Origin of the sequence: Hydrobacter penzbergensis (assembly GCF_900106985.1) — a bacterium.
GTDB classification, from domain to species: domain Bacteria; phylum Bacteroidota; class Bacteroidia; order Chitinophagales; family Chitinophagaceae; genus Sediminibacterium; species Sediminibacterium magnilacihabitans.
In genome coordinates, this window is sequence record NZ_FNNO01000010.1 from 52,685 (window position 1) to 78,055 (window position 25,371).

A 25,371-nucleotide genomic window follows, 5' to 3' on the forward strand; every position below is an offset into this window, starting at 1 on the left:
ATGAAAAAGTATTTGATCCTTACGATGCTGGTAGTAATGGCCGGACTGGTTGCTTCAGAAGTAAAGGCTCAGCCGCCGTGGGCGCCGGCATGGGGTAAAAGAAGAAAACAGCAACAGGCATATTATTATTATCCTCGCGCTAATGTCTATTATAGTCCTGATGCCCGCCGTTATTATTATCCGCGCAATGGTGTATGGTTGAGCGTAGCTACCCCCAATTTCGGATTCTCTTTTTCCAATATGCCGCGTGAAACCGTTTATTACGACGGGCCGGACGTGTGGGTAGAGAACAGGGTACATATAGAACGTTACCACGGTATCTGGCATGATGACGAATATTATAATCCTTATCGCGACCGTTACTATAATAAAAGGTATAAACACCGTCACCACGACGACGATGACGACGATGATGATGATTAGATTTTCTTTTGGATCACCCAACAATGTCCAAAGGGGTCTTTGATCTCTCCTTGTCTGTATCCATAATCATAATCCTGCGCCGGGGCAATCACCTCGGCGCCGTTTTTTTCAGCCTTTTCCATCACTGCATCTACATCGGGTACAAACAAACCGATTAGAGCCGTTACGCCATTATGCTTTGACGGATTGAAAAGATTTGATTTGCCTGTTTCTTCATGAACATGGAATATAGCGCCGTTGATAGATAATTCGGCAACATGTAAACTGCCATCGTCGTTCGAGAAACGCATCACTTCCACAGCACCCAATGCCTTTGTATAAAAACTGATATCGGTTACTCCGTTTTTGATGTAGAGTACGGGTGCAAAAGATATATGAGCAGGTGCATGCATGGCTTTATAAAGCTACAGTTCGCAGAGAATTGGTTGCTAAAACTTTTTCATTCAAATAAAATAATGTTAATTTAGGCTCGCCGTTCACCGATTGTCAACCGATTTTGACCGAGACTTGCCATGCACCATGAGAATGATGAAATATTGTGGAAAGGCCTGATGGAAGGCGACCAGGACATGTTCCTGGCCCTGTACCGGAAATATTATCATAGCCTGTTATTCATTGGCTTAAGGGAGATCAAAGATGCCCACCTGGTAAAAGACGCTATTCAGCAGCAGTTCCTCTACCTCTGGGAAAAGAGAAACAGTATCCAGCCCGCTAAAAACGTAAAAGCATACCTGGTAACTTCCTTCCTCAGAAAGCTTACGGCTGACTGGAAAAGGGCAGAAAAGACCGATAACCTGCAAGTGGCCTGGAATAATACGGCGGAAATGCCGCTGCTCACGCCGGAAGAATCCCTGATATGGAAAGATGAGCAACAGCAACTGTGCCGCCTGCTGATGGATCATGTAAATGCCCTGCCCGCCCGGCAGAAAGAGCTGATCATATTACGATTCTACGAAGGGCTCAGTTATGAAGAAATTGTACAAAGGACCAACCTCACACACCGTACTGTCTACAACAAAATTCATGAAGCTTTAAAAAAGCTTAAACTGGAATTGGAGCCTGCTAAAGAAAAAGAGCGGCTTTCCTTTGGTTTCGGCATGTCCCTGCTCTGGACGGCCCTGCTGTTTTTTTACGGATGGCAGTAGTAAAAATACTACAAAAAATGAATGGCCTGACAAGGGTAAAAAAAAACGTTTCGATACTCTTTATTATTAACGCTATATAATATAACAGCATGACGCCTGGTCAACTGGATATAGAGGATTTGCTTGCCGATGAATCCTTTATTAATTACTGCAAAAGAACTTCACAGCGCGATAGTACGTACTGGGAATCCTATATACAGGACCATCCTTACCATGCGGCAGTGGTAGAACAGGCCAGGAACCGGTTCATAGAATTATTCAATGTTCTTTGCGTGGCCGATATGGAAGAGCAGGAAGCCCTGCTGAAAAACAGGCTGGCGGCTACCGTCCCTGCTCCCGTGATATCTATAAAAAAACAGGAATCTCAACGTAAAACTATTTTTTCTCCTGCACTCCAACTGACTGCCGCCATACTGGTACTGGCGTTGGCCGTCTATTATTTTTATTTCATCGACAGTAACCGCACTCCCAGGGAAACCGTAAAGCTGTTTGCAACGGCCTATGGCGAAAGAAAAAACTTTCAATTGCCCGATGGCTCTTTTGTAGTGCTGAACGGCGGAAGCAAAGTGAAGATCACTGATGCGTATGGCCAGGAAGCAAGGGATATTTACCTGGAGGGAGAAGCGTTCTTTGATGTAAAACATAACAAAGCCCTGCCTTTCATTGTACATACTTCTGCAATGGATGTGAAAGCACTGGGTACGGCTTTCAATGTAAAAGCATACCCGGAGGAAAAAACGACGGAAGCCTCACTGGTAAGAGGATTGGTAGAAGTTACCCTTAAAGACAAAGAGAACCATAAAGTATTGCTGCATCCCAATCAAAAAGTACAATGGCAGCTACTACAGACAACATCCGGCAACAAGCTCAACGAGCTGGCCGATGCCAATAAAAAAGCAGTTTCAGCAGATAACCTGGTACAAGGAGTGACTAAAACAGACGGGGATGAGATCAAAGAAATTGCCTGGACAGAAAACAAACTCATTTTTACCAACGAAAGTTTTGAAGACATCGCCGTATTACTGGAAAGATGGTATGGCGTTAAAATAGAATTTGCCGATGATGTGATCAGGAATTATCGCTTTACAGGAATTTTTGAAAAAGAGGGAATAGGTGCAGTGCTCAGTTTCCTGAAAGAGTCGCGGCATTTTAATTATGAGTTCATACCGGGTGATACATTGACAGTGAAGCTGTATGAATAAAAGAACACAGGGGTTATGCGCGAACATACCCCCTGTTGGTCAAAATCTTGGAACAGCCGTACTAAAAGGGGGCTGGTCCAATTATTTAATTTTTAAACCAAAATAAAGGTATGAAAAAAAGTCATGCTTATCGGTGGGGACCGCTTACGCCACCCTTAGCGAAACTGCTTAGAGTTATGAAATTAACAGGTGTTTTCATGCTGGTCGGGATCATGGCAGTCAGTGCAGGAGGCTTTTCACAAGACTCCCGCGTTTCCCTCTCTCTGAGGGAAGTGAAACTGGCAAAATTCTTCAAAGCGATTGAAAAGGAGACCAGTTATCGCTTTGCCTTCAGCAACGACATTTTACCTGCAGGCCAAACAGTTACAGTGAATGTAAAGCGCGCACCTGTATCGGAAGTGCTGAAGGAGGTACTGACCCCTACCGGGCTCAAGTACCGGTTTGCCGATGAATCCGGGATCATCATCATTTCTGAAAAAACAGGGGATGCCGCTACCAAACAGGCCCCGGTGATTCTTTTCAAGCCTGTTACCGGTAAAGTAACCGATGACAAGGGAATCCCGCTTCCAGGGGTAACCGTATTCATTAAAGGAACCAACCAGAGGACGTTGACCCAGGAAAACGGCTCTTTTACCATTGAAGCCAAACCTGGTGAAATCATTGAATTCACCATGGTGGGCTATAGTAGCTATTCCATCAAAGTGGGTAACCAGACCTCCCTGACTGTTATGCTCCAGCAAAACACTTCTAACCTGACCGATGTGGTGGTGGTGGGTTATGGTACCCAGAAAAAAGTAACGGTTACGGGAGCGGTAAGTGCCCTGAAAGGCGAGTCGCTCGTTAAATCGCCGGCTGTAGACCTTTCGAATTCACTGGCAGGCCGGTTGCCGGGCCTGGTAGTGATACAAACGAGCGGTGAACCGGGGTACGATGGTGCCAGTGTAAATATCCGTGGTGTGAATACGCTTGGAAACAGCAGCCCGTTGGTAGTAATTGATGGTGTTCCTGACAGGGATGGTGGATTGGGCCGCCTCAACCCCAAAGACGTTGAATCCATTTCCGTATTAAAAGATGCATCTGCTGCTATTTATGGAGCCAGGGCTGCTAATGGAGCGATATTGATAACAACCAGGAAGGGTGCCAGCGGTAAACCCAAAATTACTTACGACTTTAACCAGGGTTATACCCAGCCTACCATCGTGCCCAAAATGGCCAATGCGGTTGAGTATGCAAAAATAATGAATGAATTACCTATTTATAAATCCATACCGGTTAATGAGTGGAGCGCAGCATGGCAGGCTATTCAGCAAACAGGCGTGTACAAATCACCCACGGCCGGCGTTAGTACCTTAAATGCGAACTACAGTCCGGATGCCGTAAAAAAATATGGCGATGGTTCAGATCCCTGGGGATATCCGAACACCGATTGGTTTGGAGACGCTTTCAGAACCTGGGCGCCCCAGTCGAGGCACAACCTGCAGATCAGCGGTGGTAATGATAACATCCGTTATTTTACTTCCTTAGGTTATGTTTACCAGGATGCGATATATAAAAATTCAGCTACCAATTATCATCAGTATAATTTCAGGAGCAATGTAACGGCTAAAATAAACAACTACATTACTACTAACCTCGGTATCATGGTGCGCCGCGAAAACAGACACTTCCCTACTGAAGGGGCAGGCTCTATATTTCGTATGCTGATGCGCGGACGACCCACTGAACCGGAGGTTTGGCCCAACGGCAAGCCCGGACCGGATATTGAAAACGGTCAGAATCCATACGTGATTACTACCAGTGCTACTGGTTATAATGATAATCCTACTGATTTCGTGCAGGCAAACGGTTCTGTAGATATTACGAACCCCTGGATCAGTGATCTTAAACTTACTTTGTCAGGGGCAGTAGATAAGAAGACAGATATTGATAAAATCTGGCAGACGCCCTGGATGTTGTATTACTGGGATAAGATCAGCTATGAAGCCGACGGCAAAACACCCAAGTTGGTGGGAGCCGTTCGCTCTAACTTTACCGATCCAAGGCTGACCGAAATTTATCGTTCTGCTTTAAATACCAACCTCACCGCCATGCTGAGCTACGACCATAGGTTTGGTAATCACAACGTGTCGGCACTGGTAGGTGTAACAAGGGAGCAATTCAAAGGGGATAACTTCCAGGCGTTCCGCAGGAATTTTATTTCCTCTGCAGTTGACCAATTATTTGCGGGAGGAACCATACAAACAGCAGATCAGTTAGGGCCCTATGCTCTATATGATCGGGCGAGACTCGGTTATTATGGCCGTGCCCAGTACAACTATAAAGAAAAGTACCTTGCCGAGTTTATCTGGAGATACGATGGTTCTTATATATTCCCGCCCGCTCACCGTTTTGGTTTCTTTCCTGGTTTGTTGTTGGGATGGAATGTTACCAACGAGAAATTTTTCAAGGTTAAGAACATCAATTACCTGAAGCTGAGAGCATCTTATGGGCAAATGGGTAATGACCAGGTGTTTTTCAACAATCAATTGCAGGAGTATGCATTTCTTTCGCTGTTTGGATTTAACCAGTACCCGATAAACGGAGCGGTTGCTAAAACACTTGTGGAAAAATTGCTTGCCAATCCCAATTTTACGTGGGAAAAAGCCAACAACTACAATGTGGGCCTGGATGCATCCTTGTTTGACAATAAGATTGACCTGACGTTTGAATATTTCTATAACAAGCGGGATCAGATTCTTATCCAGAAAACGGGTTCTACGCCGGCTTCTTCGGGTATCGGAGATCTGCTACCACCTGTGAATGCGGGACGCGTAGATAACCGTGGTTTTGAATTTGCAATAAACTATCACGGAAATTTGGCTAAAGACTTCACTTTCAAGGTGGGTGTGAATGGTGGTTATGCCAAAAACAAAGTGGTGTTCATGGATGAAGTGCCCGGTGCTCCAAGTTACCAGCGCCAGGAGGGTAAACCCATCGGTGCTTATTTGGTATACAAATATACCGGTGTATTTTATGACCAGGCAGATATCAATAAAAACACCATTGACTATAGTGGTGTAACTGGTAGCTTGCGCCCGGGAGATATGAAGTTCGAGAACGTAAGCGGCACAGGCAAAATCAATGCCGACGACCGGGTACGCCTAGATAAGAGTATTACCCCTACGTTCAACTTTGGCGCCACCATTGAATTGCGCTATAAAAATTTCGATCTCAGTATGCTCTTCCAGGGAGCCACCGGTGCATTGCTTAGGATACAGACAGAGTCTGGTGATATTGGAAACTTCCTGAAGTATTCAAACGACCATCGTTGGTCTATCGATCATCCCAGCAGCGTTGATCCAAGGCTTGCGAGTCGCGGCGACACCTATTACACGGGGGGTAATTATGGAAATAATACCTATTATCTTTTCAGCAAGGATTATATACGGTTGAAAAATATTGAATTGGGATATAATCTTCCGACAAACCTGCTTTCAAAGTATAAGATCAGTAATCTCCGTGTATTTGCAAACGGACTGAACGTACTGACGTGGCAGAAGAGCAAAATTTTTGACCCGGAAGCAACAGCCGGTGCCGGTACGTACTACCCACTGTCGAGAGTGTTGAACCTCGGCTTTAGCTTAACTTTCTAAAATGTTAATCATGAGAATGAACAAAATAACATATTCGGTTGCGATTATGGCACTTCTGTCCACGACCATTGCTGCCTGCAAGAAAGGTTTCATGGACACGAAACCATTGTCGACAATTTCTGCCGATGCAACCTGGGCGGATGGTCCATTGTCCCAGGCCTTTGTCTTCGGAATTTATTCCTACTTGGGATATGGTGGTTTTGAAGAGCAGGCATTGGCGGCTTATACAGACGAGGCCATGTTTACGCATGCAGGAAGAAATATCAATACGTTTACAGAAGGAACGGAAACGCCTGGCAATCTTGCATGGTACAGTGGTACTTACGAATGGGGCAGGATGTACAAAGCCATCCGGGAAGCCAACATTGCGATTAGTAAATTGCCTACGGCCACATTTGCAGACACCAAACTTCGCGATCAACTACTGGGTGAATCTTATTTCCTCAGGGCTTATTATTACCAGCAACTCCTGCGTTTTTATGGAGGCGTTCCCCTGGTCGACAAACCATACGAGTTGAACCAGGATTATACCATAGCGCGTAGTTCTTATGAAGATTGCGTAAAGTTCATTGTAAGCGATCTGGATAAGGCTGCCGGGTTGCTTGCCGGAAAATCAGCTCAGGCAGGACGTGCGTCTGATATAGCTGCCCTTGCATTGAAATCACGCGTATTGCTGTATGCTGCCAGTGATTTGCACGATGCCGCTACAGCCAAAGCACAGTCGGCAACGCTTGCCGCTTTTTCAAAAATTGAACTGGTGGCTTATACCACTGGTGACAGGACAACGCGCTGGAAAGCCGCCCAGGATGCCGCTAAAGCAGTGCTGAATGCTACACAGGGATACAAGCTAAACCTTGGAGCACCTGTATCTGCTGCTGAAGGCAAAATGAACTACATGTCCATCGCTTTAGGCGGACAGAGTGCCATAGGAGATAAATCAGCTACTTCGGAGTTGATTTTCCAACGTTCCTTGTCTTCGCTGTATACACCCGAAGACAACTGGCCGCTGGGTGGTACACACTACGGCATCAATAATGGTCCTAACGGTTACCACAACTGGGCAGGTAATACACCTATACAGCAACTGGTGGATGACTATGAAATGATGGATGGCAGTAAATTTGATTGGAGCAATCCCGTTGAAAGCGCAAATCCCTATAGCAATCGCGATCCCCGTTTTTATGCTACGATCCTCTATGACGGAGCTGATTGGAAACCCAGACCATTGGATGTGGCTGGTAAAGATCCTGCGAATCAAATACAGACAGGTTACTATGCCGATGGTGCTGGTGGTTTTATCAACGGTATCGATACCAGGGAGTCCCCTGTAGAAAACTGGAATGGTAGCCGTACCCATTATTATACTAAGAAGTTCATAGATCCCAACCCCGCGCTGGCCGATAACCAGTCCAATGCGCAGACCATCCCATGGCCATTCATCCGTTATACCGAGGTTGTACTCAATTACGTAGAGTGTTGCCTGGCCCTTGGACAGGAAGCGGAAGCGCAGAATTGGCTTAATAAGATCAGGTTCAGGGCGGGAATGCCTGCGATTACAGATGTAGGGCCTGCACTGGTAGATCGCTATCGCAATGAACGACGCATTGAACTGGCTTATGAGGAACATCGTTATCATGATGCGCGGCGCTGGATGATAGCTGCTACAACGGTGGGTCGTGGTATTAAAACGATAAAAATAACAGCAACTCTGCAAGCGGGTAAAACGCCACTTGTTCCATATCGTCATGACAACACTGTTTACAACTATACATATACAGTAGTAAACAATACAGAAAACGAAACAAGGGTGTGGAATGATAAAATGTATTACCGCCCGATTTCAAAGGATGAGGTGAATAGGAATAACAAGCTGGTGCAAAATCCTGGCTATTAGACCTGTTACATATTACGCTGAATAAAACCATTTAGGAGACTACAGTAGTTTAAAATCCTTTACTACTGTAGTCTCCTCCTTTTAATTTCGGCTTTCAAGGATCTTCCCGGCCATATGAAACCGCTTTATTTTTACCTGATCATTGCCTGCTGCGCGTTTACTGTTTCTTGCAGACAACAATCTGTTGCGCCACCCGATTATGAGCTGGCGGCCACTTGGGCTGATATGGCCAACTATATCACAAAAAATACCCCTTCCAATTCACCAACTTTTGCATCCCGCTGTTTTGGATACATTGGCCTTACTATGTACGAATCGGTGGTCAATGGGTCTTCCGAATATCGATCGATAGCACAGCAACTTAATAGCCTTGGCAGCCTGCCGCGACCCGATACCAGCCTTACTTTTAACTGGCCCATGTCATTGAATGCAGGCCAGGCAGAGATATTGCGGCTTATTTATGTGCAGACTTCCGACGAGAATAAACGTAAAATTGATTCACTGGAACAAACCATGCAGCAAAGACTGCAAACCATACAACCCGATACAGTTGTCGTGAACCGATCAGTTGCTTATGGCAAAACCATTGCCCAAAAGATATTCAACTGGTCTACCACCGACGGCGGGCACCGTGCTTACCTGAAGAATTTTGATAAAACATTGGTATTTGAGCAGAAACCAGGTTCCTGGAAACCACCATTATTCGCCCAATCGTTCAGCCATTTTCCATTGCATCCGCATTGGGGAAAGAACCGGACTTTTCTTGCCATCGATTCGGCAATAGAGGCACCTGCTTTTATCCCGTTTGATACTACATCCGGATCGCCCTACTACCAGCAATTTAAGCAGGTGTATGAAAAAGAACATGTTTTAACACAACAGGAAAAAGAAGCAGCTATATGGTGGAGTGATGATCCGGATGTTACTTTTACGCCACCTGGCCATTCTTATTACCTTGCCACCATTGCTGTTCGTAAAGTCAGGCCCAACCTGCCGAAAGCCGCCGCTACCTATGCACAAGTGGGAATGGCGGTTGCAGATGCTTTCCGCAATTGCTGGAAATGGAAGTACCAATTTTTTACAGAAAGAGCTAATACTTTTATTCCCGCACACATAGACGCACATTGGGAATCGTTTTGGCCCGACCCACCCTTTCCTGCCTTTCCTTCTGGCCACGCTATACAGGCAGGGGCTGCTGCAGCCGTATTGACAGCATTATACGGCGACCATTTTGAATTCATCGACAGTGCTCATGTTGGAAGACCCCGGGATGAAATCAGGAATACCGATTTCAAAGCGAGGCACTTCGCGTCGTTCTTTGCAGCGGCGGAAGAAACGGCTATGTCGAGATTTTATGGTGGGATACATACGCCACAGGATAACCAGAGAGGTTTGGAAAAAGGAATCCTTATCGGAAACAATATTAACCATTTGAAATGGAAAAAATAAAGACCAGGTGCCTGTTGTTGTTGCTGTGTATTCATACAGCCGCCTGGAGCCAGACACACTTTACCGATGTAACTGCTACTGCAGGCATTCATCATGTATTTAAGGTACATGAAGGCATGTTTGGCGGCGGTGCCTGTGTAATAGATTTCAACAACGATGGTTTTGAAGATATATACATCACCGGTGGTACGAATGACGATGTATTGTATAAGAATAACGGAGATGGCACCTTCACCAATGTATTTGAGAAGTCGGGTCTGACTATAACGAAGAATTATGTAACCCAGGGCGTAACCAGTGCAGACGTGAACAGGGATGGGTTTACCGACCTGTTTATTACCACCATTACCCGGCGCGACAGGAAGGAGAGGATACCGAGGTCCATCAACCTGCTTTTCCTCAATAATGGCAACGGCACTTTCCGCGATGCCACCAAAGAATACGGACTCGACAAGATGTTGTCCTTCAGCACCGCTGCCAGTTTCGGTGACTTTAATGCCGATGGATGGCCAGACCTCTATGTGGGTAATTATTTTAATGAGTTTGAGGGGACGTTGAGTAAAGTAACTGATGCCACAGTGGTGGGCGCCAACCAGATTGCCAAAGGATATTTATTGCTGAATGAAAATGGTAAACATTTTCGGGACGTATATGAAGAATATGGCCTCAATCACCGTGGTTTTGGCTTTGGTGGTGTATTCACTGATTTTGACAATGACCACAACCAGGATATTTTCGTCAATCACGATTTTGGCTATAAACGCACACCCAATCTGCTGCTGAAAAACGAATATCCCAGAAAATCGTTTATTGATGTGGCTAAAGAGAAAGGAATGGACCTCCGTATCAACGCCATGGGTGCGGCTGTTGGTGATTACAACAACGACGGCTGGATGGACTACTACGTCACCAATATCAGGTTCAACTATTTTATGGTGAACCAGGGCCGGGGAAAACCATTCGTGAACCGTGCACATGAACTGGGTGTTGATTTTTTTGCGATAAGCTGGGGAGCTAATTTCGCCGATTTTGATAAGGATGGCGACCTGGATTTATTTGTTTCCAACGGAGACCTTAATCCGAATTGTATGCCCATGGCCAATTTCTATTTTGAGAACATAGGCGGCCGGTTCGTAGACCATGCCAGCCAGGTAGGACTTGCCGATTATGGCATTGGCCGCGGCTCTGTGGTATTTGATTACGACAACGATGGTGACCTGGATTTGCTGGTGGTGAACCAGGAACCAGTTTTACCAGGTTATCCTGTTCAATCTATTACAAGACTTTATAGGAACGAATCTTCCGGCGGCAACTGGATCAAAATCGCATTGAAAGGAATCCAGGCCGAAAGCCATGGAATTGGCTCGAGAATAGAAATTGAAGCGGGTGGAAAAAAAATGATCCGTGAAATAGATGGAGGCGCTTCCAGCCATATGTCGCAAAACTCGATCATTGCTCATTTTGGACTCGGAACAATATCGAAAATTGACAAGATTACTGTTTACTGGACGGGTGGCAATGAACAAAGTATTGCCAATATCCCCGTGAACAAGCAAATAGTAATTACAGAAATCCCCGCTGCTAAGAGAAGCTACACTTGGTTATATGTATCCGGAGCATTACTCGCCGGCACTCTGTTAATATACATTATTATCAGAAGGGTTTCAGCAAGACACAAAATGTAAGCAGAGAAAACACAGTCATAGTTATTATTTTTATGTTATTGATGTATTTAAATACCTAACATGTTGAATCGCTCCCTCATTACCCGCTTGCCCATTTGCCTCCTGGTTGTTCTTACAGGGTTTATAGCTGGATGCGGCAATAAGCCATCATCGGACAATACCAACCCGCTCTTTACCTTGCTATTGCCGGAGCAAACGCATATCGATTTCAGTAACAAGCTGAATGAAGGTCCCAATACCAACGTGCTCATGTATGAATATTTCTACAACGGCGGCGGCGTTGCGGTAGGTGATGTGAACGGAGATGGTTTGCAAGACCTGTACTTTACGGGTAACATGACGGATAATAAACTGTACCTGAACAAAGGACAAATGCAGTTTCAGGATATTACGGAAATAGCCGGCGTGAACGGCAGACCAGGCCCCTGGAAAACAGGCGTTACCATGGTAGACATCAATGGCGATGGCAAAACCGATATCTATGTTTGTTATTCCGGTAAACTCCACGGAGCCAAAAGAGAGAACCAGTTGTTCATCAACGATGGTAATGATGCACAGGGTATTCCGCATTTCAGCGAACAGGCGCATCAATACGGACTGGCCGATTCATCGTACAGCACACAAGCTTATTTTTTCGATTACGACAGGGATGGCGACCTCGATATGCTCCTGCTCAACCACAACCCCAATTCCCTGCCCGTACTCGATGAAGCGGCTACGGCTGCCTTATTGAAAAAAGACGATCCTTCAACCGGCATTCGTTTGTATCGTAATGATAAAGGGCATTTCAGCGACGTTACTGCACAGGCAGGACTCAGTAGCTCTGCGTTATCGTATGGACTCGGCGCTGGTATCTCCGATATCAACGGTGATGGTTGGCCCGATATTTATGTTTCGGATGATTATACCGTGCCCGATTTTTTATACATCAACAACCACAACGGTACCTTCACCAATAAACTTTCTTCCAGCCTGGGACATACTTCACAGTTTTCCATGGGCAACAATGTGGCCGATGTAAACAACGACGGGTTGCCCGACATCTTCACACTCGATATGCTGCCGGAAGACAATCGCCGGCAAAAATTATTATTCGCGCCCGACAACTATGAAAAATTCGACCTCACACTTCGTACAGGTTTTTATTACCAGTATATGCGCAATATGCTGCACATCAACAATGGCGATGGCAGTTTCAGTGAAATAGGGCAACTCTCGGGTATCTCCAATACCGATTGGAGCTGGGCTCCGCTCTTTGCCGATTATGATAACGATGGGTGGAAAGACCTTTTTGTTACCAACGGCTACCTGCGCGATTATACCAACATGGATTTTCTCAAGTACATGAACGATTATACACAGAGCAAGGGCAGGCTGAAACGCGAAGATGTGCTGAACATCATCCAGCACATGCCTTCATCGTCGGTAACCAGTTATTTTTTTAAAAACAATGGCGACCTCAGTTTCAGTAATACCAGTCAGCAATGGGGTATCCGTTCCGCTTCCAACAGCAACGGGGCAGCCTATGCCGATCTGGACAATGATGGCGACCTCGATCTGATCGTCAACAACATCAACCAACCTGCATTTATTTATCGCAACGAAGCCAGCCAAAAGAAGAACGTACATTATTTGTCGATAAAACTGGAAGGCGCAGGTTTGAATACACAAGGATTGGGTGCTGCGGTTACACTTTACAATAAAGGCAGGAAGCAATATATAGAGCAGATGCCGGCAAGAGGCTACCAGTCGAGCGTAACACCTGTTTTACATTTTGGATTGGGTGCGGATACAACCATTGATTCATTGCGCATTGTATGGCAAAGCGGCAAACAACAGGTGCTCGCAAAAGTACTGCCCGATAAGCTGTTGGTGTTGCAGGAAAAAAATGCAACAGAGGCATATTACCCCGCCACACCGGCTGCTCCTTTGTTCCATGCTGTTGCATCGCCTGTTGCATTTCATAGCGCAACAAATACCATCAATGATTTCAAGAGACAACCTTTGCTGGTGAATCCATTGTCGTTCTCGGGCCCCTGTCTTGTAAAGGCCGATGTAAACGGTGATGGATTGGAAGATGTATATGCAGGGGGTGGGAGCGGACAGGCCGGTGCATTGTATTTGCAACAAAAAGACGGCCGCTTTGTTCAAAAAACAGAACCGGCATTTGAAGCCGACAAACAAAGTGAAGACGCCGACGCTGTTTTTTTTGATGCCAATGGCGACGGGTTTATTGATCTGTATGTAGTGAGCGGAGGTTATCATCAATACACGGAGAACGATCCATTATTGCAGGATCGTTTGTACCTGAATGATGGGAAAGGAAATTTCACCAAAGCAGCCGATGCATTACCGGTGATGCATGCAAGTAAAAGTTGTGCACGCATAGCCGATGTAAATGGAGATGGTAAGCCTGACCTTTTTGTGGGCGGCCGTGTGATCCCTGGCCGTTATCCTGAAACACCCCCAAGCTATTTACTGATCAATGATGGCAAGGGACATTTCACAGACCAGGCAGCCACATTGGCGCCTGCGCTGCAAAGGATCGGTATGATTACCGATGCTGCATGGCTGGATATGAATGGAGATGGAAAAAAAGACCTGGTGGTAACAGGTGAATGGATGCCGGTATCGGTATTCATCAACCGGAACGGAAAGCTCGAGAACAAGACAAAAGATTATTTCGAAAAAGAATACAGTGGATGGTGGAATAAAATTACTGTAGGAGATTTTAACGGAGACGGCAAACCCGATTTGGTGGTCGGCAATATGGGCCTCAACACACAATGCAAAGCCAGCGACAATGAGCCCGCTGAAATGTATTACAAAGATTTCGACAACAACGGCGCTATCGACCCCATACTTTGTTTTTACATCCAGGGCAAGAGCTATCCTTATGTAACCAGGGATGAATTGTTAGACCAGATGAGCATGATGCGCACGCGCTTCACCGATTACAAGAGTTATGCCGATGCCACAATCAAAGAAGTGTTCACACCAGATGAACTGAAAGGCGCCGGCCATTTGCAGGCCAACTATTTGAAGACTGCTTATTTTGAACAAGGAGCTGATGGAAAGTTTCATGAAAAAGGATTACCTGTACAGGCTCAGTTCTCGCCCGTGTACACGATCACACAAGTGGATTTCGACAAAGATGGCAAACCCGATCTCTTGCTTTGTGGTAATGCCAACCGTGCCAGGCTGCGGTTTGGAAAATGCGATGCCAATTACGGCGTGTTGCTGAAAGGCGATGGTAAAGGACATTTTACTTATGTAAACCAGCAACAGTCGGGCTTTCAGTTATGGGGAGATGTAAGGGCTGTGTTGCCGGTGAATAATATGCTGCTGTTCGGTATCAACCAGGAAGCAGTTAAAGCGTATCAAATGAAATGAGTATGAGAAAGCTGACAGGTTTTATAATATTGCTGGTATTGATAACTGGTTGCAGGCAGCGGCGAACAGATGCACCGGTGTTTGCGAACAAAGACATCAACGCGGTGATCACAGGGATGACAGACATCATGATACACGATGTTACCAATCCACCGCTCGCGGCGCGTTTCTACGCGTATGCGTGCCTGGCAGGATACGAAGTGGTTGCCCAACACAATGCGCAGTTCAAAAGTATGCACGGGGTGTTGAATGATTACCCCGATCTGCGCAAGCAGGACAGTATCAGCGACTATAATTATCAGCTTAGTGCGGTACTGGCCATGCTGGAAACAGCATCACAAATGCAACCTTCGGGCAGCCGCCTGCGCGCTTATGAACAACGCTTACTGGATTCCTGTAAAGAGCAGGGTTACCCGGAAGCGATGATCAATGGTTCGAAACGTTATGCAATAGCCACCAGCAAGCGTATATTGGCTTATGCAAAGGCCGATGGATACAATAAGATCAGTAACCTGCCACGCTATACGCCATTGAAAGAGGATGGATATTGGTATCCCACACCACCGGCATTCATGGCTGCAGTGGAGCCATATTTCAAAACAGTGCGACCTTTTACGCTCGATTCCAGTGCGCAGTTCAAACCTGCACCGCCTGTTTCGTTTTCGGCAGACAAACAGTCGGCATTCTTTAAACTGATGGAAAAAAATTACAAGGAAGCACTGCCTCCCGAGCATAAAGCCATTGCTGCTTTCTGGGATTGTAATCCGTTTGCAGTGCAGGACAATGGGCACTTGCTGGTAGCGTTGAAAAAAATATCCCCTGGCGCACATTGGCTGGGTATTGCAGCTATTGCTGCGGAAAAAACAAAGAAAAGTTTTGATGAAAGCATGCAGGTCTACACGTTTGTGTCTGTAGGCCTGATGGATGCTTTTATCTGTTGCTGGGATGAAAAATACCGGAGCAACCGGGTGCGTCCTGAAACAGCTATTCGTAAATTAATTGATCCTGCCTGGGTGCCTTTGTTACAAACGCCGCCTTTTCCCGAATACCTGAGTGGGCATTCGGTGATCTCGGCTACCTCAGCCACTGTATTAACACGATTGTTTGGCGATGGATTTCATTATACAGACAGCGTGGAAGTAGATTATGGATTGGCTCCCAGGAATTACCAGTCATTCCAGCAAGCTGCTGTTGAGGCCGGTGTGTCGAGGTTTTTCGGCGGCATTCATTTCATGGACGCCATTGATAATGGAAGAGAGCAGGGACTGAAAGTAGGAGAATGGGTGTTGAAGAAAGTGGGGAAGTGACGGCTCTTACACGAGAATTAAGGAAGTTTGCTTGGTTCCGGTAACCCGCTCTTATCAGCCGCTTCAGGCGCTATAGCAGCAGCCATTCCCAGTTTGCTGCAGAAGTTTACCAGCAAATAAAATGAATCTTCTATTACAGGCAGGAGGTTACGCTTCGTATAGCTCCAGTGGCAGTCCATCAGGATCTGTAAAAAAGGTGAACCGCCTGCCTGTATATTCATCCACCCTTATGGGTTCTGTTTCAATGTGGTGATGGTTTAAATGCCTGATGGCTTCTTCCATGTTACTCACACAAAAAGCGAGATGGCGTAAACCACAGGCTTCGGGCCTCGAGGGCCTCGGCGGCGGACTGGGAAAAGAGAACAGTTCAATTACATAATGGTCACCGATAGCCAAATCCAGCTTATACGATTGTCTTTCCTGCCGGTACACTTCACGGATCACCTGTAAACCCAATATGGTAGTATAAAAATGCCTGGACCTTTCGTAGTCGGAGCATATGATGGCAATATGATGTATGGCTGCGAGCGGCTTGTTCATGAAGTGAAATTACAAATGCTTTATCCAATAAGGCAGGGTATTCCTGATCTGTTGTTGATGCAAAAATTTTTCCGTGTATTCGCGGACAATATGCATCCAGTCCTTGCTTTCGGTTTCGCCCGCCCAATCAACGGCAAATCCTGCTTTGTCAAATGGATCGAGCGATTGGTAATAATTGCAATACAATGGGCAGGTTCAATTTATATGATTGCCTTGGAATTAGGGTTATTTTCATAGATTCGTCATTTGGCAATAATTATTGCTTTGCTCGTATGGATTACAAAGACCTGTCTGATGAGGTATTATTGAAACTGCTGGCTGCTTCAGACGAACTGGCTTATAAAACCATATACGAGCGTTACTGGAGAGTCCTTTTTTTAAAAGCCTATGCCAAAATATACTCCAGGGAATCAGCAGAGGAAATGATTCAGGAAATATTTGCTTCCCTTTGGCAGAACAGGAAAGAACGGGTTATTCAACACCTCGAAAGTTATCTCGTTACAGCTGTAAAGTACAATGTCATTGGTTACATACGCGCAAGGGTCCGACGACAGGAAAAGTTTAAGCTGCTCGCAGGCAGTGAAGCCGATAACTCTACGCATGAAACCATTGCCCTGAATGAACTGGCCAGGAAAATGCACGAAGCCATCGCGAGCCTGCCTGATAAAACACGACAAGTATTCACACTGAGCCGCATAGAAAAAATACAAGTGCGGGAAATTGCCCAAAGACTCGACCTGAGCGAGAAAGCAGTAGAGTACCATATCACAAGAGCCCTCAAGTTAATGCGTATCCACCTGAAAGACTTCATTTTCCCCGCCACAATAGGTATATGGCTGGGTACTGAAAATATTTTTTAAAAGGGTTTAGGGGTACGCTCTTTTTCTTCTACATATAAGTAAAACCAGATTTCATGAATCGAAAAGAATTTCATTCATTATTGTATCGTTATGTAAACGGACAATGCAGCAAAGAAGAAGCTGATCTGGTAGATCAATGGTATGAACTGCTGGACGATGACGGCCTGCCGCCTATCGACGAGGAAAATATGCAGGCAATGGAAGCTCGTATCTGGAACAGGCTGCAGCCATCGAAAAGTACACTTTCAGTAGCGGTTCCTTTATATAGAAAGCCCTTGCTTAAATGGAGTGTTGCAGCTGCAGTGTTGTTAATAGCAGGGTTTTCTCTTTGGCGATCACTCAATAAGGACAGTGCCGAAACATTGTATACGTCGCTGAAGCTGCCTGAATATGAAGAGCTGATCAATAGCCAGTCAAAAACAATATCTCTCAACCTGGAAGACGGCAGCCAGGTACTCCTGGACCCCGGCGCTTCCCTGAAATATCCCCGCCATTTTGAGCCCGGAACACGAAAAGTGTACCTGAAAGGATCTGCTTTTTTTCAGGTAGCAAAGAATCCTGAACGGCCTTTTTATGTTTTCAGCAACCATGTTATCACCCGTGTTTTGGGTACCAGTTTTTATGTAAGCTCATATAAAAAGAACAAAGTGGAAGTTTCGGTAAATACTGGAAAAGTGGAAGTAAGGGAAGGAAATACCGGCTTAATCCTCACACCCAATCAAAAAGCCATATTCAACATAACAGAAGGAAAATTTGAAAAGGCATTGGTAGACAAGCCACACCTCTTGCAGCAAAATACCGGCGCTTCGGCTGAGCAGAAAGCCTTTGTTTATGAAGATGCGGCTTTAGAGCATGTGCTGGCAGACCTCAGTAAAGCATACGGAGTGGAAATCATAGCGGAAAACGAAATACTCAACCAATACCCTTTCACCGGCGATATTACCGGGCAAGATCTTTATAAACAATTGGATATTATTTGTCGCGTCATCAAAGCTTCTTACGAAATAAGAGGTACTACTATCCTGATCAACCGCGATGAGAAAGTACAATAAAAACAATCAAACGATGCGCTATATGTTTTTAACCCCTACGTAACCCTTCTGTTTTCTGCATAAGAAAACCGGTAATGCTCGCAACACTACCGGCTGTATCCTTTGCAGGAAAGTTTTACTCCGTCAACCAATTTTTAACGAACTAAAACATGTCTAAAATATGAAAAAAAAGCGTGTTACCAACCTGCTTGTTTATGTCATGAAAATTACCTCAACTCAACTACTGTTAATTTGCCTGTTTGCCGGCTTTGCTTATGGAAGAAGACTGGAAGCACAAACTGTGTTGAACAAAACCATTACTATTTCGGCAGAACGAGTTGAATTGAAGAAAGTTATCTCTTTATTGCAAACACAAACCGGGAGCAAATTCATTTACAGCTCCCATCTCATTCATGCCGACAGAAAGATTAGCTGTAACCTTTCAAAGGTGAAAGTGAAGGATTTTTTTGAACAGATCTTCAAGCCTTTGGGCATTACTTACCATATTGATGAAGAAAAAATATTGCTGTTCCCTGCAACAGAAAAAGAGTCTTTACAAAAGGAACCTGGCTACGATAAACCTGCCGCTGAACCGGTCAATATCAAGGGAACGGTGAAGAATGCCGCCGGTGTTCCTCTGGTGGGTGTAACCGTGCAATTGACCAATAGTAAATATGTGACTACTACTGACTCATTGGGCAATTACGAACTGAAAAACATCCCTTCGGGCAACCATACCATTACATTTACTTATGTGGGTTATTTACCGAAAAAGCAGCATATCATAGCAGACAACAATGCTATGGTGAATGCCAGTTTGATTGAGGACCTGTTGAAGCTAGATGATGTGGTGGTTACAGGAACCGGTAATCCGAAGAAAAAGATTGAAAGCAGTGTTGCCATCACTACACGAAGCTCGCGCGACATTGCATTGCAGGCGCCTTTGAACAGCGCCGATCTGCTGAAAGCTGTTCCCGGACTGTCTGCAGAAAGCAGCGGCGGTGATGGTCCCGGCAGTATACGGGTACGTGGGTTGCCCGGCGGCGGATACATTTATCTTGGTATCATGGAAGATGGTCTCCCCATACTGCCAACAGGCTATTCTTCATTGCCGTCGGCCGATCAGTATTTCAAATACGATCTTACCATCAAAAATGTGGAAGCCATCCGGGGTGGCAACGCATCGATCATCACTTCCAATACACCGGGAGCTGTTATTAATAACCTTTCATACACAGGAGGCTCTAAACCGTATGGTTCATTTAAACTCACATCCGGTTTGTCGCAGGGCCTGTATCGCGTTGATGCAAATACGGGCGGACAGTTCAATAAAGACTGGCAATACAATATAGGCGGCTTTTACAGAACAGACCCGGGCATCAAAGAACCCTCTTTCACCGCCAACCAGGGAGGCCAGTTAAAACTGAATATAACCAGGAAGCTGGGTGATAAAGGATACATACGCTTCTTCGGAAAATACCTGAATGATAAAGTGGAATGGCTGTTGCCGGGATATTATGGATATGATAAAAACTCGCACTTGAGTAATGCGCTTCCTTATTTCGACAATTTCACGGAAGTGTTGATGCCATTCAAGTACCAGTTCAATTTTACCATACCTGGTAACAAAGCCATCAATGTAGATCTTTCTGATGGTTTTCATACCAAAACCGGCTATAGCGGTATGTTATTCCATTACAGAACGAACAATGACTGGACCATTAATAACAATTTCCGCTACCAAGCCACCAAAATGAGTGCTTCTTCTATCATCGTTACAACACCGGCGGCATTTAAAAGTGGAATCAATTATTATTATGCAGGTGGACAGCCATTGCAAAACCCCTCCGGATTTTATACTGCACAACAGATAGGCAATACGAAAAGGAATGACAAACAGATCATCGATTACCTCGACTTTACCAAAAAAGCAGGCGCCCACAATATTACATTAGGCGCTGGCCTATATGTCTATGATTTCAATTCAGAAGGAGTAGCTGCCACCGTCAATACGGAGATAAAGAATAACCCTTCCGTTATACTGGTAGGCTCTTCCAATGTGCCGGAGGTTAAGCCAGTTGCCAATACCAGCAAAAGTGGTTATACGAAGTTCGATGGAATATCAAACATGTATTCGGCTTACATTTCAGACCTTGTAAGAGCAGGTGAGAAATGGAATTTCGATGGTGGCTTGCGCCTCGATGCCAACCATCTTTCCGGTCACAGGGCAGTGTATGGAGGATCATCTGCCAGTACGGGCGGCAGTGGCTATACCATCGATGGGTTCACGCCTTTCACACAGGATATGACTTATTGGTCTGCTTCTCTTGGTATCAATTATAAACTGGATAACCATACCGGGTTATTTGCACGCGGCACCAAAACCTACAATGCTTTTACGATCGATGATTTTGCTGCTGTGAGTGCTACGCCCAGTCAGCTCAGGAAACGCAACATTTATATGGGAGAACTGGGTTTACGGTATGCTTACAATAAGCTGGCCTTTTTTACTTCCCTTAGCTACTCCAGCGTAAATAATTTCCCACTCACCATCAGTGTTCCGGGTGCGGCTCCGGGAACCGTGATACCCCAGGCTACTTTTGGTTCATCCAGGACCTACAGCTGGGAAACAGAGATCATTTATGAAGTACTGAAAGGACTAACGCTGAGGGGAATGGCAACGATTGAAAATGCACAGTTCACCAGCTACGATATTGTGGTGAGCCCGGATGCTGACCCATCTATTGCTGGCAAGCCTTTGAGCTGGAAAGGCAACAGACCCGAACGTTTGCCCGCTACCAACCTGCAATTATCGGCCACTTATAACCATAAGAACCTGAACCTCTATGCCAATATGATCAACATTGGAAGCCGCTGGTCAACCAATGCCAATACCTACAGGCTGGATGGTTATACGGAAATGACAGCCGGCGTGGGTTATACCATCAAAAAGAAAGTGGAGATACGCTTTTGGGGAAGCAACCTGCTGAATGCCCGTGGTCTCACAGAGGGAAATGTTCGCGGCGAACAATTCATCAATGAAAGCACACTTGCTCCTGGGCAATTGATGCTGGGCCGTGCAATTTTACCCCGCAGTTTCTGGGCATCTATCAGTTATACTTTTTAAGAAATGAAGAAAATGATTAACACTATCAAAAGAGCATTGCTGGTATCAGCAGTGCTCTTTTCTTCCTTACACACCTGTTTTTCGCAGGAGAAGGACAACAATAACTCAACAGTGGTTTTCTATATTGTACGCCACGGCGAAACCTTATTGAATGCACTGGATCGTGTACAGGGCTGGTCCGATGCACCCCTTACACCCGAAGGTAAAAAGGGTGCAAAAGCTTTGGGCATTGGGTTAAAAGGAATACATTTCGCATCGGTGTATACCAGCGATCTGGGGCGTGCGCGCGAAACAACACAGACTATCGTGGACGCAAAAAACGAAAAGGATGCTCAACTGGTAGCTTCAACAGCATTAAGGGAAAGCTGCTTTGGCAGTTATGAAGGCGACCACAATAAAAAAATGTGGAACGATATTGCCCTCTATCTACACTATACTTCCGCAGTTGCTTTGTTTGCCGACATGCGTAAAACCAATAAGCTGACCGATGCACTCGATGCCGTTAAAAAACTGGATACCCTGCACCTGGCGGAGAATTTTGAAGACGTAAGAACGCGCACACAGAACTGGCTCCGGGCCATTGCTGAACGGACAACAAAATCGGGAGGCGGCAATGTGCTGGTTGTCTCACACGGACTGGCTATCAATGCCATGCTTTCAAACATCAGTGAAACGCACCCGGCCGCTAAGCCACTGGCCAATGCATCGGTCTGCAAAGTGGTTTTTGAGCAAGGGAAATTCTCAATAGTATCGTTGGGAGATACCAGCTATATGGAAAAGGGAAAGCAGGCAATGGAGCAGTAGATCATGCTCCTTAATTGGGTCCATCTTTGGTATCTGGTACAATCGAAAATTACCAGCACTGACAATCAGGTTGTGTTCCACCGCTCATAACGCCCAACAGGCAAATGCCATTGAATTTGCCGCCTGATTTTCCGTGCTCGCGACACCATTTATGACATTCCTGGTCACAGGTAGTGCCGGGATTTACCGATGCGTTGCCGGTACAGGTACAGCAGCAGTCGGTGAGGGTAACCGCCCACAGGGTTTCGGTAATAATGCCTACAATGAATGTATGAGGTTCTACAGAGTTCATAGACCCGAGCGGCACTGTTGAGAAAGCGCCGAGTTGCAAATCGGGCATACAAGGCAGCAGGGTAGCCAAAGCGTCGTGCGCAGTGGTAAGATGCGCCGAGATTGTTGATGCAATATTAGCTGGCATGGGAACGGGCTGACAGATCCTGCTGGACGCATGCGCCTGTGCTGCACCCAGGTGAATGCCTCCGATGAAAAGCATTTCGAGATTCAATCCCCTGTCGCAGGTAATACCTGCATTTCGTACGGCCACCTGCAGGTCAATAATGATCTGATGAGATTCCTGGGAAGCCTGTGTGCCGGTGATACTTTCTAAACTGTTACTGAGGTTGGTGATGCGGTTTCTGTCGAAAACGATGCAGGGAAATAAGTTGAGTGTTGGCACAACAAGAGACAATGCCCCTCTAAGGTCTGCAATGGTTCGGGCACTCATGGCTCCGGGTTCGTATATCGGGCGTGCCCAGGTAGTACCCAATGCCGTCATGGCATAAAAGAATGCAGAAAGTTCTCTCCGGCAGATTTTTGTAGTACCTGCCGTACCTGTATTTGAACCGGATACTGTTGCACCTCCGGCAATTGTCCAGGTCTGATTATTCCATTTAAGACTTTGTGTGCCGGCATCATAAGTGGCATAAGTGTTCCATTCGGTGGCATAGATACCTTGTGTGGAATAAAAATAACCTTTCGATTTTCCTCCTGCCATTGTGAACTCCAACATCTTTCCATTTTGTGTGATAGTGACGGGCGATCCATTCACATACCATGTTCCTGCAATATTGGGATAGTTGATGACCGCCCTCGTCCAGGTCTGATCACTCCAGGTAAGTGTATTACCATCGGCAGAGATATTCGCAGCAGCTTTCCATGTATTGGCATATACCTGGTTGACTGAAGTAAATATGACGGTACTGGTGGTGTTGGAAAAAATGAACGTGAGGTTCTGACCATTCTGGATGATATAGGCAGGGTAATTGCTGTTGCCATTCTGGTACCATGTGCCGGAAAGGTCGGGATAGTTTTGTGCTTTCAAAGTGGCAAAGGGGAGCGCCAGGAAGAGGAGGCACGAGAACAGGTATCTCATAAGCCAGGGTTTAGTCATTCCAATAATACGCAGAATCTTTATTAAATGCAATAGCAGAAATGGGCGCAGGTGCTTATCTTTAGAGCAAACGTTGCAAATAAAAAAATACCGTATGAAAAGAGATTACAATCGTCGGGGATTCCTGAAAAATTTATCTATGGCCACCGGTGGCGTATTAGCCGGTGGGATGCTGGCACAATCTGCTTCTGCCGCTTATGTTGAGCGCATCAGGCGGGAAATACTGGAAGGCAAAACTTATGGCGCCAATGACAAGATCAACCTGGCACTGATTGGTGCAGGGGGCATGGGTTCGGCAGATACCAATACCGCTTTGAAGGTACCCGGTGTGAAACTGGTGGCCGTTTGCGATCTGTATGATGGCCGGTTGAACGATGCAAAGACCAAATGGGGTAAAGACCTTTTTACTACCAAGCATTACAAAGACATCCTGAACAGGTCAGATGTGGATGCCGTGATCATTGGTACCCCGGATCACTGGCACAAACAAATATCGGTAGATGCCATGGCCGCGGGCAAGCATGTGTATTGCGAGAAACCGATGGTACATGGCGTGGATGAAGGTCCCGCTGTGATCGCAGCCCAACAGAAATATAATAAAGTGTTCCAGGTGGGCAGCCAGGGCCTGGCTTCGCTGGGTAATGAGAAAGCGCGTGAGCTGTTGAAAGACGGCGCCATTGGTAAGCTGAATTATGCAGAAGGTTTCTGGGCGCGTCGCGCACCGGTAGAAGTATGGCAATACCCCATTCCCGAAGATGCATCAGAGCAAACAGTGGATTGGGAAACTTTCGTGAGCAATACTACCCATCGCCCCTTCGATAAAATGCGTTTTTTCCGCTGGAGAAATTACCGCGATTATGGTACCGCCATGGCGGGCGACCTCTTTGTGCACCTGTTCTCGAGCCTGCACTTTATTACCAACTCAGTTGGGCCCGATCATATTTATGCCACCGGCGGATTGCGTTACTGGAACGATGGACGCGAAGTACCGGATGTATTGATCGGCACTTTCGATTATCCGGAAAGAACTGCTCATCCGGGTTTCAACCTCTCATTGCGTTGTAATTTTGTGGATGGCACGAGTGGCACCACTTACCTGCGTTTGATTGGCAGCGAAGGCGCTATGGATGTAGAATGGGATCGTGTTACGTTACGAAGGAATAAGTCTTTCGATTCCCATGATCCTTTCATGGAAGCGCAGCTGGCAAAAGCCGGCAAAAGCCAGGAGACCAGGAAAAAGATGTTGCCTCCCGAATCATTTGTTTTCCAGGCCGAAGAAGGATATAAAGGCGCCCATTACGATCACTTCAATAATTTCTTCACGGCTATCCGTAATAATGGTACGGTAGTGGAAGATGCTGTTTTTGGTTATCGCGCTGCAGCGCCGGCGTTGCTTTGTAACGATAGTTATTACAGCCATAAACCCATTCAATGGGATCCGGTAAATATGAAAACAATAGGATAGTTATTATCCGTTCATTTAAAAATA

The 25,371-nt window shown here is 45.8% G+C and carries 17 protein-coding genes; 14 read left to right on the forward strand and 3 right to left on the reverse strand.

Translation table 11 applies throughout. From position 1 onward, the window contains the following. Complete coding sequence (locus BLU98_RS11735; RefSeq protein ID WP_092724275.1) at window positions 1-423, forward strand: hypothetical protein; 423 nt, start codon at window positions 1-3, stop codon at window positions 421-423. On the opposite strand, the gene BLU98_RS11740 is transcribed toward BLU98_RS11735, so the two are convergent. Continuing rightward, window positions 420-815, reverse strand: a complete 396-nt coding sequence (locus BLU98_RS11740) for a VOC family protein (RefSeq protein ID WP_092724277.1) — start codon at window positions 813-815, stop codon at window positions 420-422. The genes BLU98_RS11735 and BLU98_RS11740 overlap by 4 nt on opposite strands. Before the next feature lie 120 nt (window positions 816-935). Here BLU98_RS11740 and BLU98_RS11745 point away from each other — a divergent pair, with 120 nt between their 5' ends. The 8 genes from BLU98_RS11745 to BLU98_RS11780 all read left to right on the forward strand — a co-directional run bounded on the left by BLU98_RS11745 (window position 936) and on the right by BLU98_RS11780 (window position 16,130). Beyond that, window positions 936-1,568 carry an RNA polymerase sigma factor gene (locus tag BLU98_RS11745; RefSeq protein WP_092724279.1) on the forward strand — a complete coding sequence of 211 codons (633 nt, stop codon included), beginning with the start codon at window positions 936-938 and terminating at the stop codon, window positions 1,566-1,568. A gap of 89 nt (window positions 1,569-1,657) precedes the next feature. Next, window positions 1,658-2,770 (forward strand): FecR family protein, encoded by a 1,113-nt coding sequence (locus BLU98_RS11750; protein ID WP_092724281.1) that lies wholly within the window; start codon window positions 1,658-1,660, stop codon window positions 2,768-2,770. 176 nt (window positions 2,771-2,946) lie between these two features. Beyond that, entirely contained in the window at window positions 2,947-6,402 is a 3,456-nt protein-coding gene (locus tag BLU98_RS11755) for a TonB-dependent receptor (protein WP_257574931.1), read from the forward strand. A gap of 46 nt (window positions 6,403-6,448) precedes the next feature. After that, window positions 6,449-8,296 (forward strand): RagB/SusD family nutrient uptake outer membrane protein, encoded by a 1,848-nt coding sequence (locus BLU98_RS11760; RefSeq protein ID WP_257574932.1) that lies wholly within the window; start codon window positions 6,449-6,451, stop codon window positions 8,294-8,296. 114 nt (window positions 8,297-8,410) lie between these two features. Then, complete coding sequence (locus tag BLU98_RS11765; RefSeq protein WP_092724287.1) at window positions 8,411-9,745, forward strand: vanadium-dependent haloperoxidase; 1,335 nt, start codon at window positions 8,411-8,413, stop codon at window positions 9,743-9,745. Then, window positions 9,733-11,430 (forward strand): CRTAC1 family protein, encoded by a 1,698-nt coding sequence (locus tag BLU98_RS11770; protein ID WP_092724289.1) that lies wholly within the window; start codon window positions 9,733-9,735, stop codon window positions 11,428-11,430. Before BLU98_RS11765 ends, BLU98_RS11770 begins: the two co-directional genes overlap by 13 nt. A 60-nt stretch (window positions 11,431-11,490) precedes the next feature. Continuing rightward, the gene (locus BLU98_RS11775; protein ID WP_092724291.1) at window positions 11,491-14,823 is read left to right on the forward strand and encodes a VCBS repeat-containing protein; all 3,333 of its coding nucleotides are present in this window, start codon (window positions 11,491-11,493) and stop codon (window positions 14,821-14,823) included. Window positions 14,824-14,825: 2 nt separating this feature from the next. Beyond that, window positions 14,826-16,130: a vanadium-dependent haloperoxidase gene (locus BLU98_RS11780; RefSeq protein WP_257574933.1), complete on the forward strand. Its 1,305-nt coding sequence runs from the start codon at window positions 14,826-14,828 to the stop codon at window positions 16,128-16,130. Window positions 16,131-16,277: 147 nt separating this feature from the next. Here BLU98_RS11780 and gloA2 read toward each other — a convergent pair whose 3' ends face one another. Continuing rightward, the gene (gene gloA2 / locus BLU98_RS11785) at window positions 16,278-16,670 is read right to left on the reverse strand and encodes an SMU1112c/YaeR family gloxylase I-like metalloprotein (RefSeq protein WP_092724293.1); all 393 of its coding nucleotides are present in this window, start codon (window positions 16,668-16,670) and stop codon (window positions 16,278-16,280) included. A gap of 272 nt (window positions 16,671-16,942) precedes the next feature. Here gloA2 and BLU98_RS11790 point away from each other — a divergent pair, with 272 nt between their 5' ends. The 4 genes from BLU98_RS11790 (at window position 16,943) to BLU98_RS11805 (ending at window position 22,492) form a co-directional block, all read left to right on the forward strand. Next, the gene (locus BLU98_RS11790) at window positions 16,943-17,530 is read left to right on the forward strand and encodes an RNA polymerase sigma factor (RefSeq protein ID WP_257574934.1); all 588 of its coding nucleotides are present in this window, start codon (window positions 16,943-16,945) and stop codon (window positions 17,528-17,530) included. A gap of 53 nt (window positions 17,531-17,583) precedes the next feature. Beyond that, complete coding sequence (locus BLU98_RS11795; RefSeq protein ID WP_092724297.1) at window positions 17,584-18,582, forward strand: FecR family protein; 999 nt, start codon at window positions 17,584-17,586, stop codon at window positions 18,580-18,582. 160 nt (window positions 18,583-18,742) lie between these two features. Further along, complete coding sequence (locus BLU98_RS11800) at window positions 18,743-21,688, forward strand: TonB-dependent receptor (RefSeq protein WP_092724299.1); 2,946 nt, start codon at window positions 18,743-18,745, stop codon at window positions 21,686-21,688. Window positions 21,689-21,691: 3 nt separating this feature from the next. Beyond that, window positions 21,692-22,492, forward strand: coding sequence for a histidine phosphatase family protein (locus BLU98_RS11805; protein WP_092724301.1), 801 nt, complete (start codon window positions 21,692-21,694; stop codon window positions 22,490-22,492). Window positions 22,493-22,541: 49 nt separating this feature from the next. Here the strand turns inward: BLU98_RS11805 and BLU98_RS11810 are convergent, their stop codons facing one another. Then, a complete protein-coding gene (locus tag BLU98_RS11810) occupies window positions 22,542-23,864 on the reverse strand; it encodes a hypothetical protein (protein WP_092724303.1) in 1,323 nt (440 codons plus the stop codon). A 112-nt stretch (window positions 23,865-23,976) separates the two neighbouring features. Here BLU98_RS11810 and BLU98_RS11815 point away from each other — a divergent pair, with 112 nt between their 5' ends. Beyond that, window positions 23,977-25,347, forward strand: coding sequence for a Gfo/Idh/MocA family protein (locus tag BLU98_RS11815; RefSeq protein WP_092724305.1), 1,371 nt, complete (start codon window positions 23,977-23,979; stop codon window positions 25,345-25,347). The last annotated feature ends 24 nt before the right edge of the window (window positions 25,348-25,371 follow it).

Bases quoted from the DNA above. Each gene is read 5' to 3' on its own strand.
- BLU98_RS11770 (WP_092724289.1), top strand. From the start codon at position 9,733: ATGGAAAAAATAAAGACCAGGTGCCTGTTGTTGTTGCTGTGTATTCAT.
- BLU98_RS11765 (WP_092724287.1), top strand. From the start codon at position 8,411: ATGAAACCGCTTTATTTTTACCTGATCATTGCCTGCTGCGCGTTTACT.
- BLU98_RS11745 (WP_092724279.1), top strand. From the start codon at position 936: ATGCACCATGAGAATGATGAAATATTGTGGAAAGGCCTGATGGAAGGC.
- BLU98_RS11740 (WP_092724277.1), bottom strand. From the start codon at position 815: ATGCATGCACCTGCTCATATATCTTTTGCACCCGTACTCTACATCAAA.
- BLU98_RS11760 (WP_257574932.1), top strand. From the start codon at position 6,449: ATGGCACTTCTGTCCACGACCATTGCTGCCTGCAAGAAAGGTTTCATG.
- BLU98_RS11775 (WP_092724291.1), top strand. From the start codon at position 11,491: ATGTTGAATCGCTCCCTCATTACCCGCTTGCCCATTTGCCTCCTGGTT.
- gloA2 (WP_092724293.1), bottom strand. From the start codon at position 16,670: ATGAACAAGCCGCTCGCAGCCATACATCATATTGCCATCATATGCTCC.
- BLU98_RS11735 (WP_092724275.1), top strand. From the start codon at position 1: ATGAAAAAGTATTTGATCCTTACGATGCTGGTAGTAATGGCCGGACTG.
- BLU98_RS11790 (WP_257574934.1), top strand. From the start codon at position 16,943: ATGGATTACAAAGACCTGTCTGATGAGGTATTATTGAAACTGCTGGCT.
- BLU98_RS11755 (WP_257574931.1), top strand. From the start codon at position 2,947: ATGAAATTAACAGGTGTTTTCATGCTGGTCGGGATCATGGCAGTCAGT.
- BLU98_RS11795 (WP_092724297.1), top strand. From the start codon at position 17,584: ATGAATCGAAAAGAATTTCATTCATTATTGTATCGTTATGTAAACGGA.
- BLU98_RS11750 (WP_092724281.1), top strand. From the start codon at position 1,658: ATGACGCCTGGTCAACTGGATATAGAGGATTTGCTTGCCGATGAATCC.
- BLU98_RS11815 (WP_092724305.1), top strand. From the start codon at position 23,977: ATGAAAAGAGATTACAATCGTCGGGGATTCCTGAAAAATTTATCTATG.
- BLU98_RS11805 (WP_092724301.1), top strand. From the start codon at position 21,692: ATGAAGAAAATGATTAACACTATCAAAAGAGCATTGCTGGTATCAGCA.
- BLU98_RS11800 (WP_092724299.1), top strand. From the start codon at position 18,743: ATGAAAAAAAAGCGTGTTACCAACCTGCTTGTTTATGTCATGAAAATT.
- BLU98_RS11780 (WP_257574933.1), top strand. From the start codon at position 14,826: ATGAGAAAGCTGACAGGTTTTATAATATTGCTGGTATTGATAACTGGT.
- BLU98_RS11810 (WP_092724303.1), bottom strand. From the start codon at position 23,864: ATGAGATACCTGTTCTCGTGCCTCCTCTTCCTGGCGCTCCCCTTTGCC.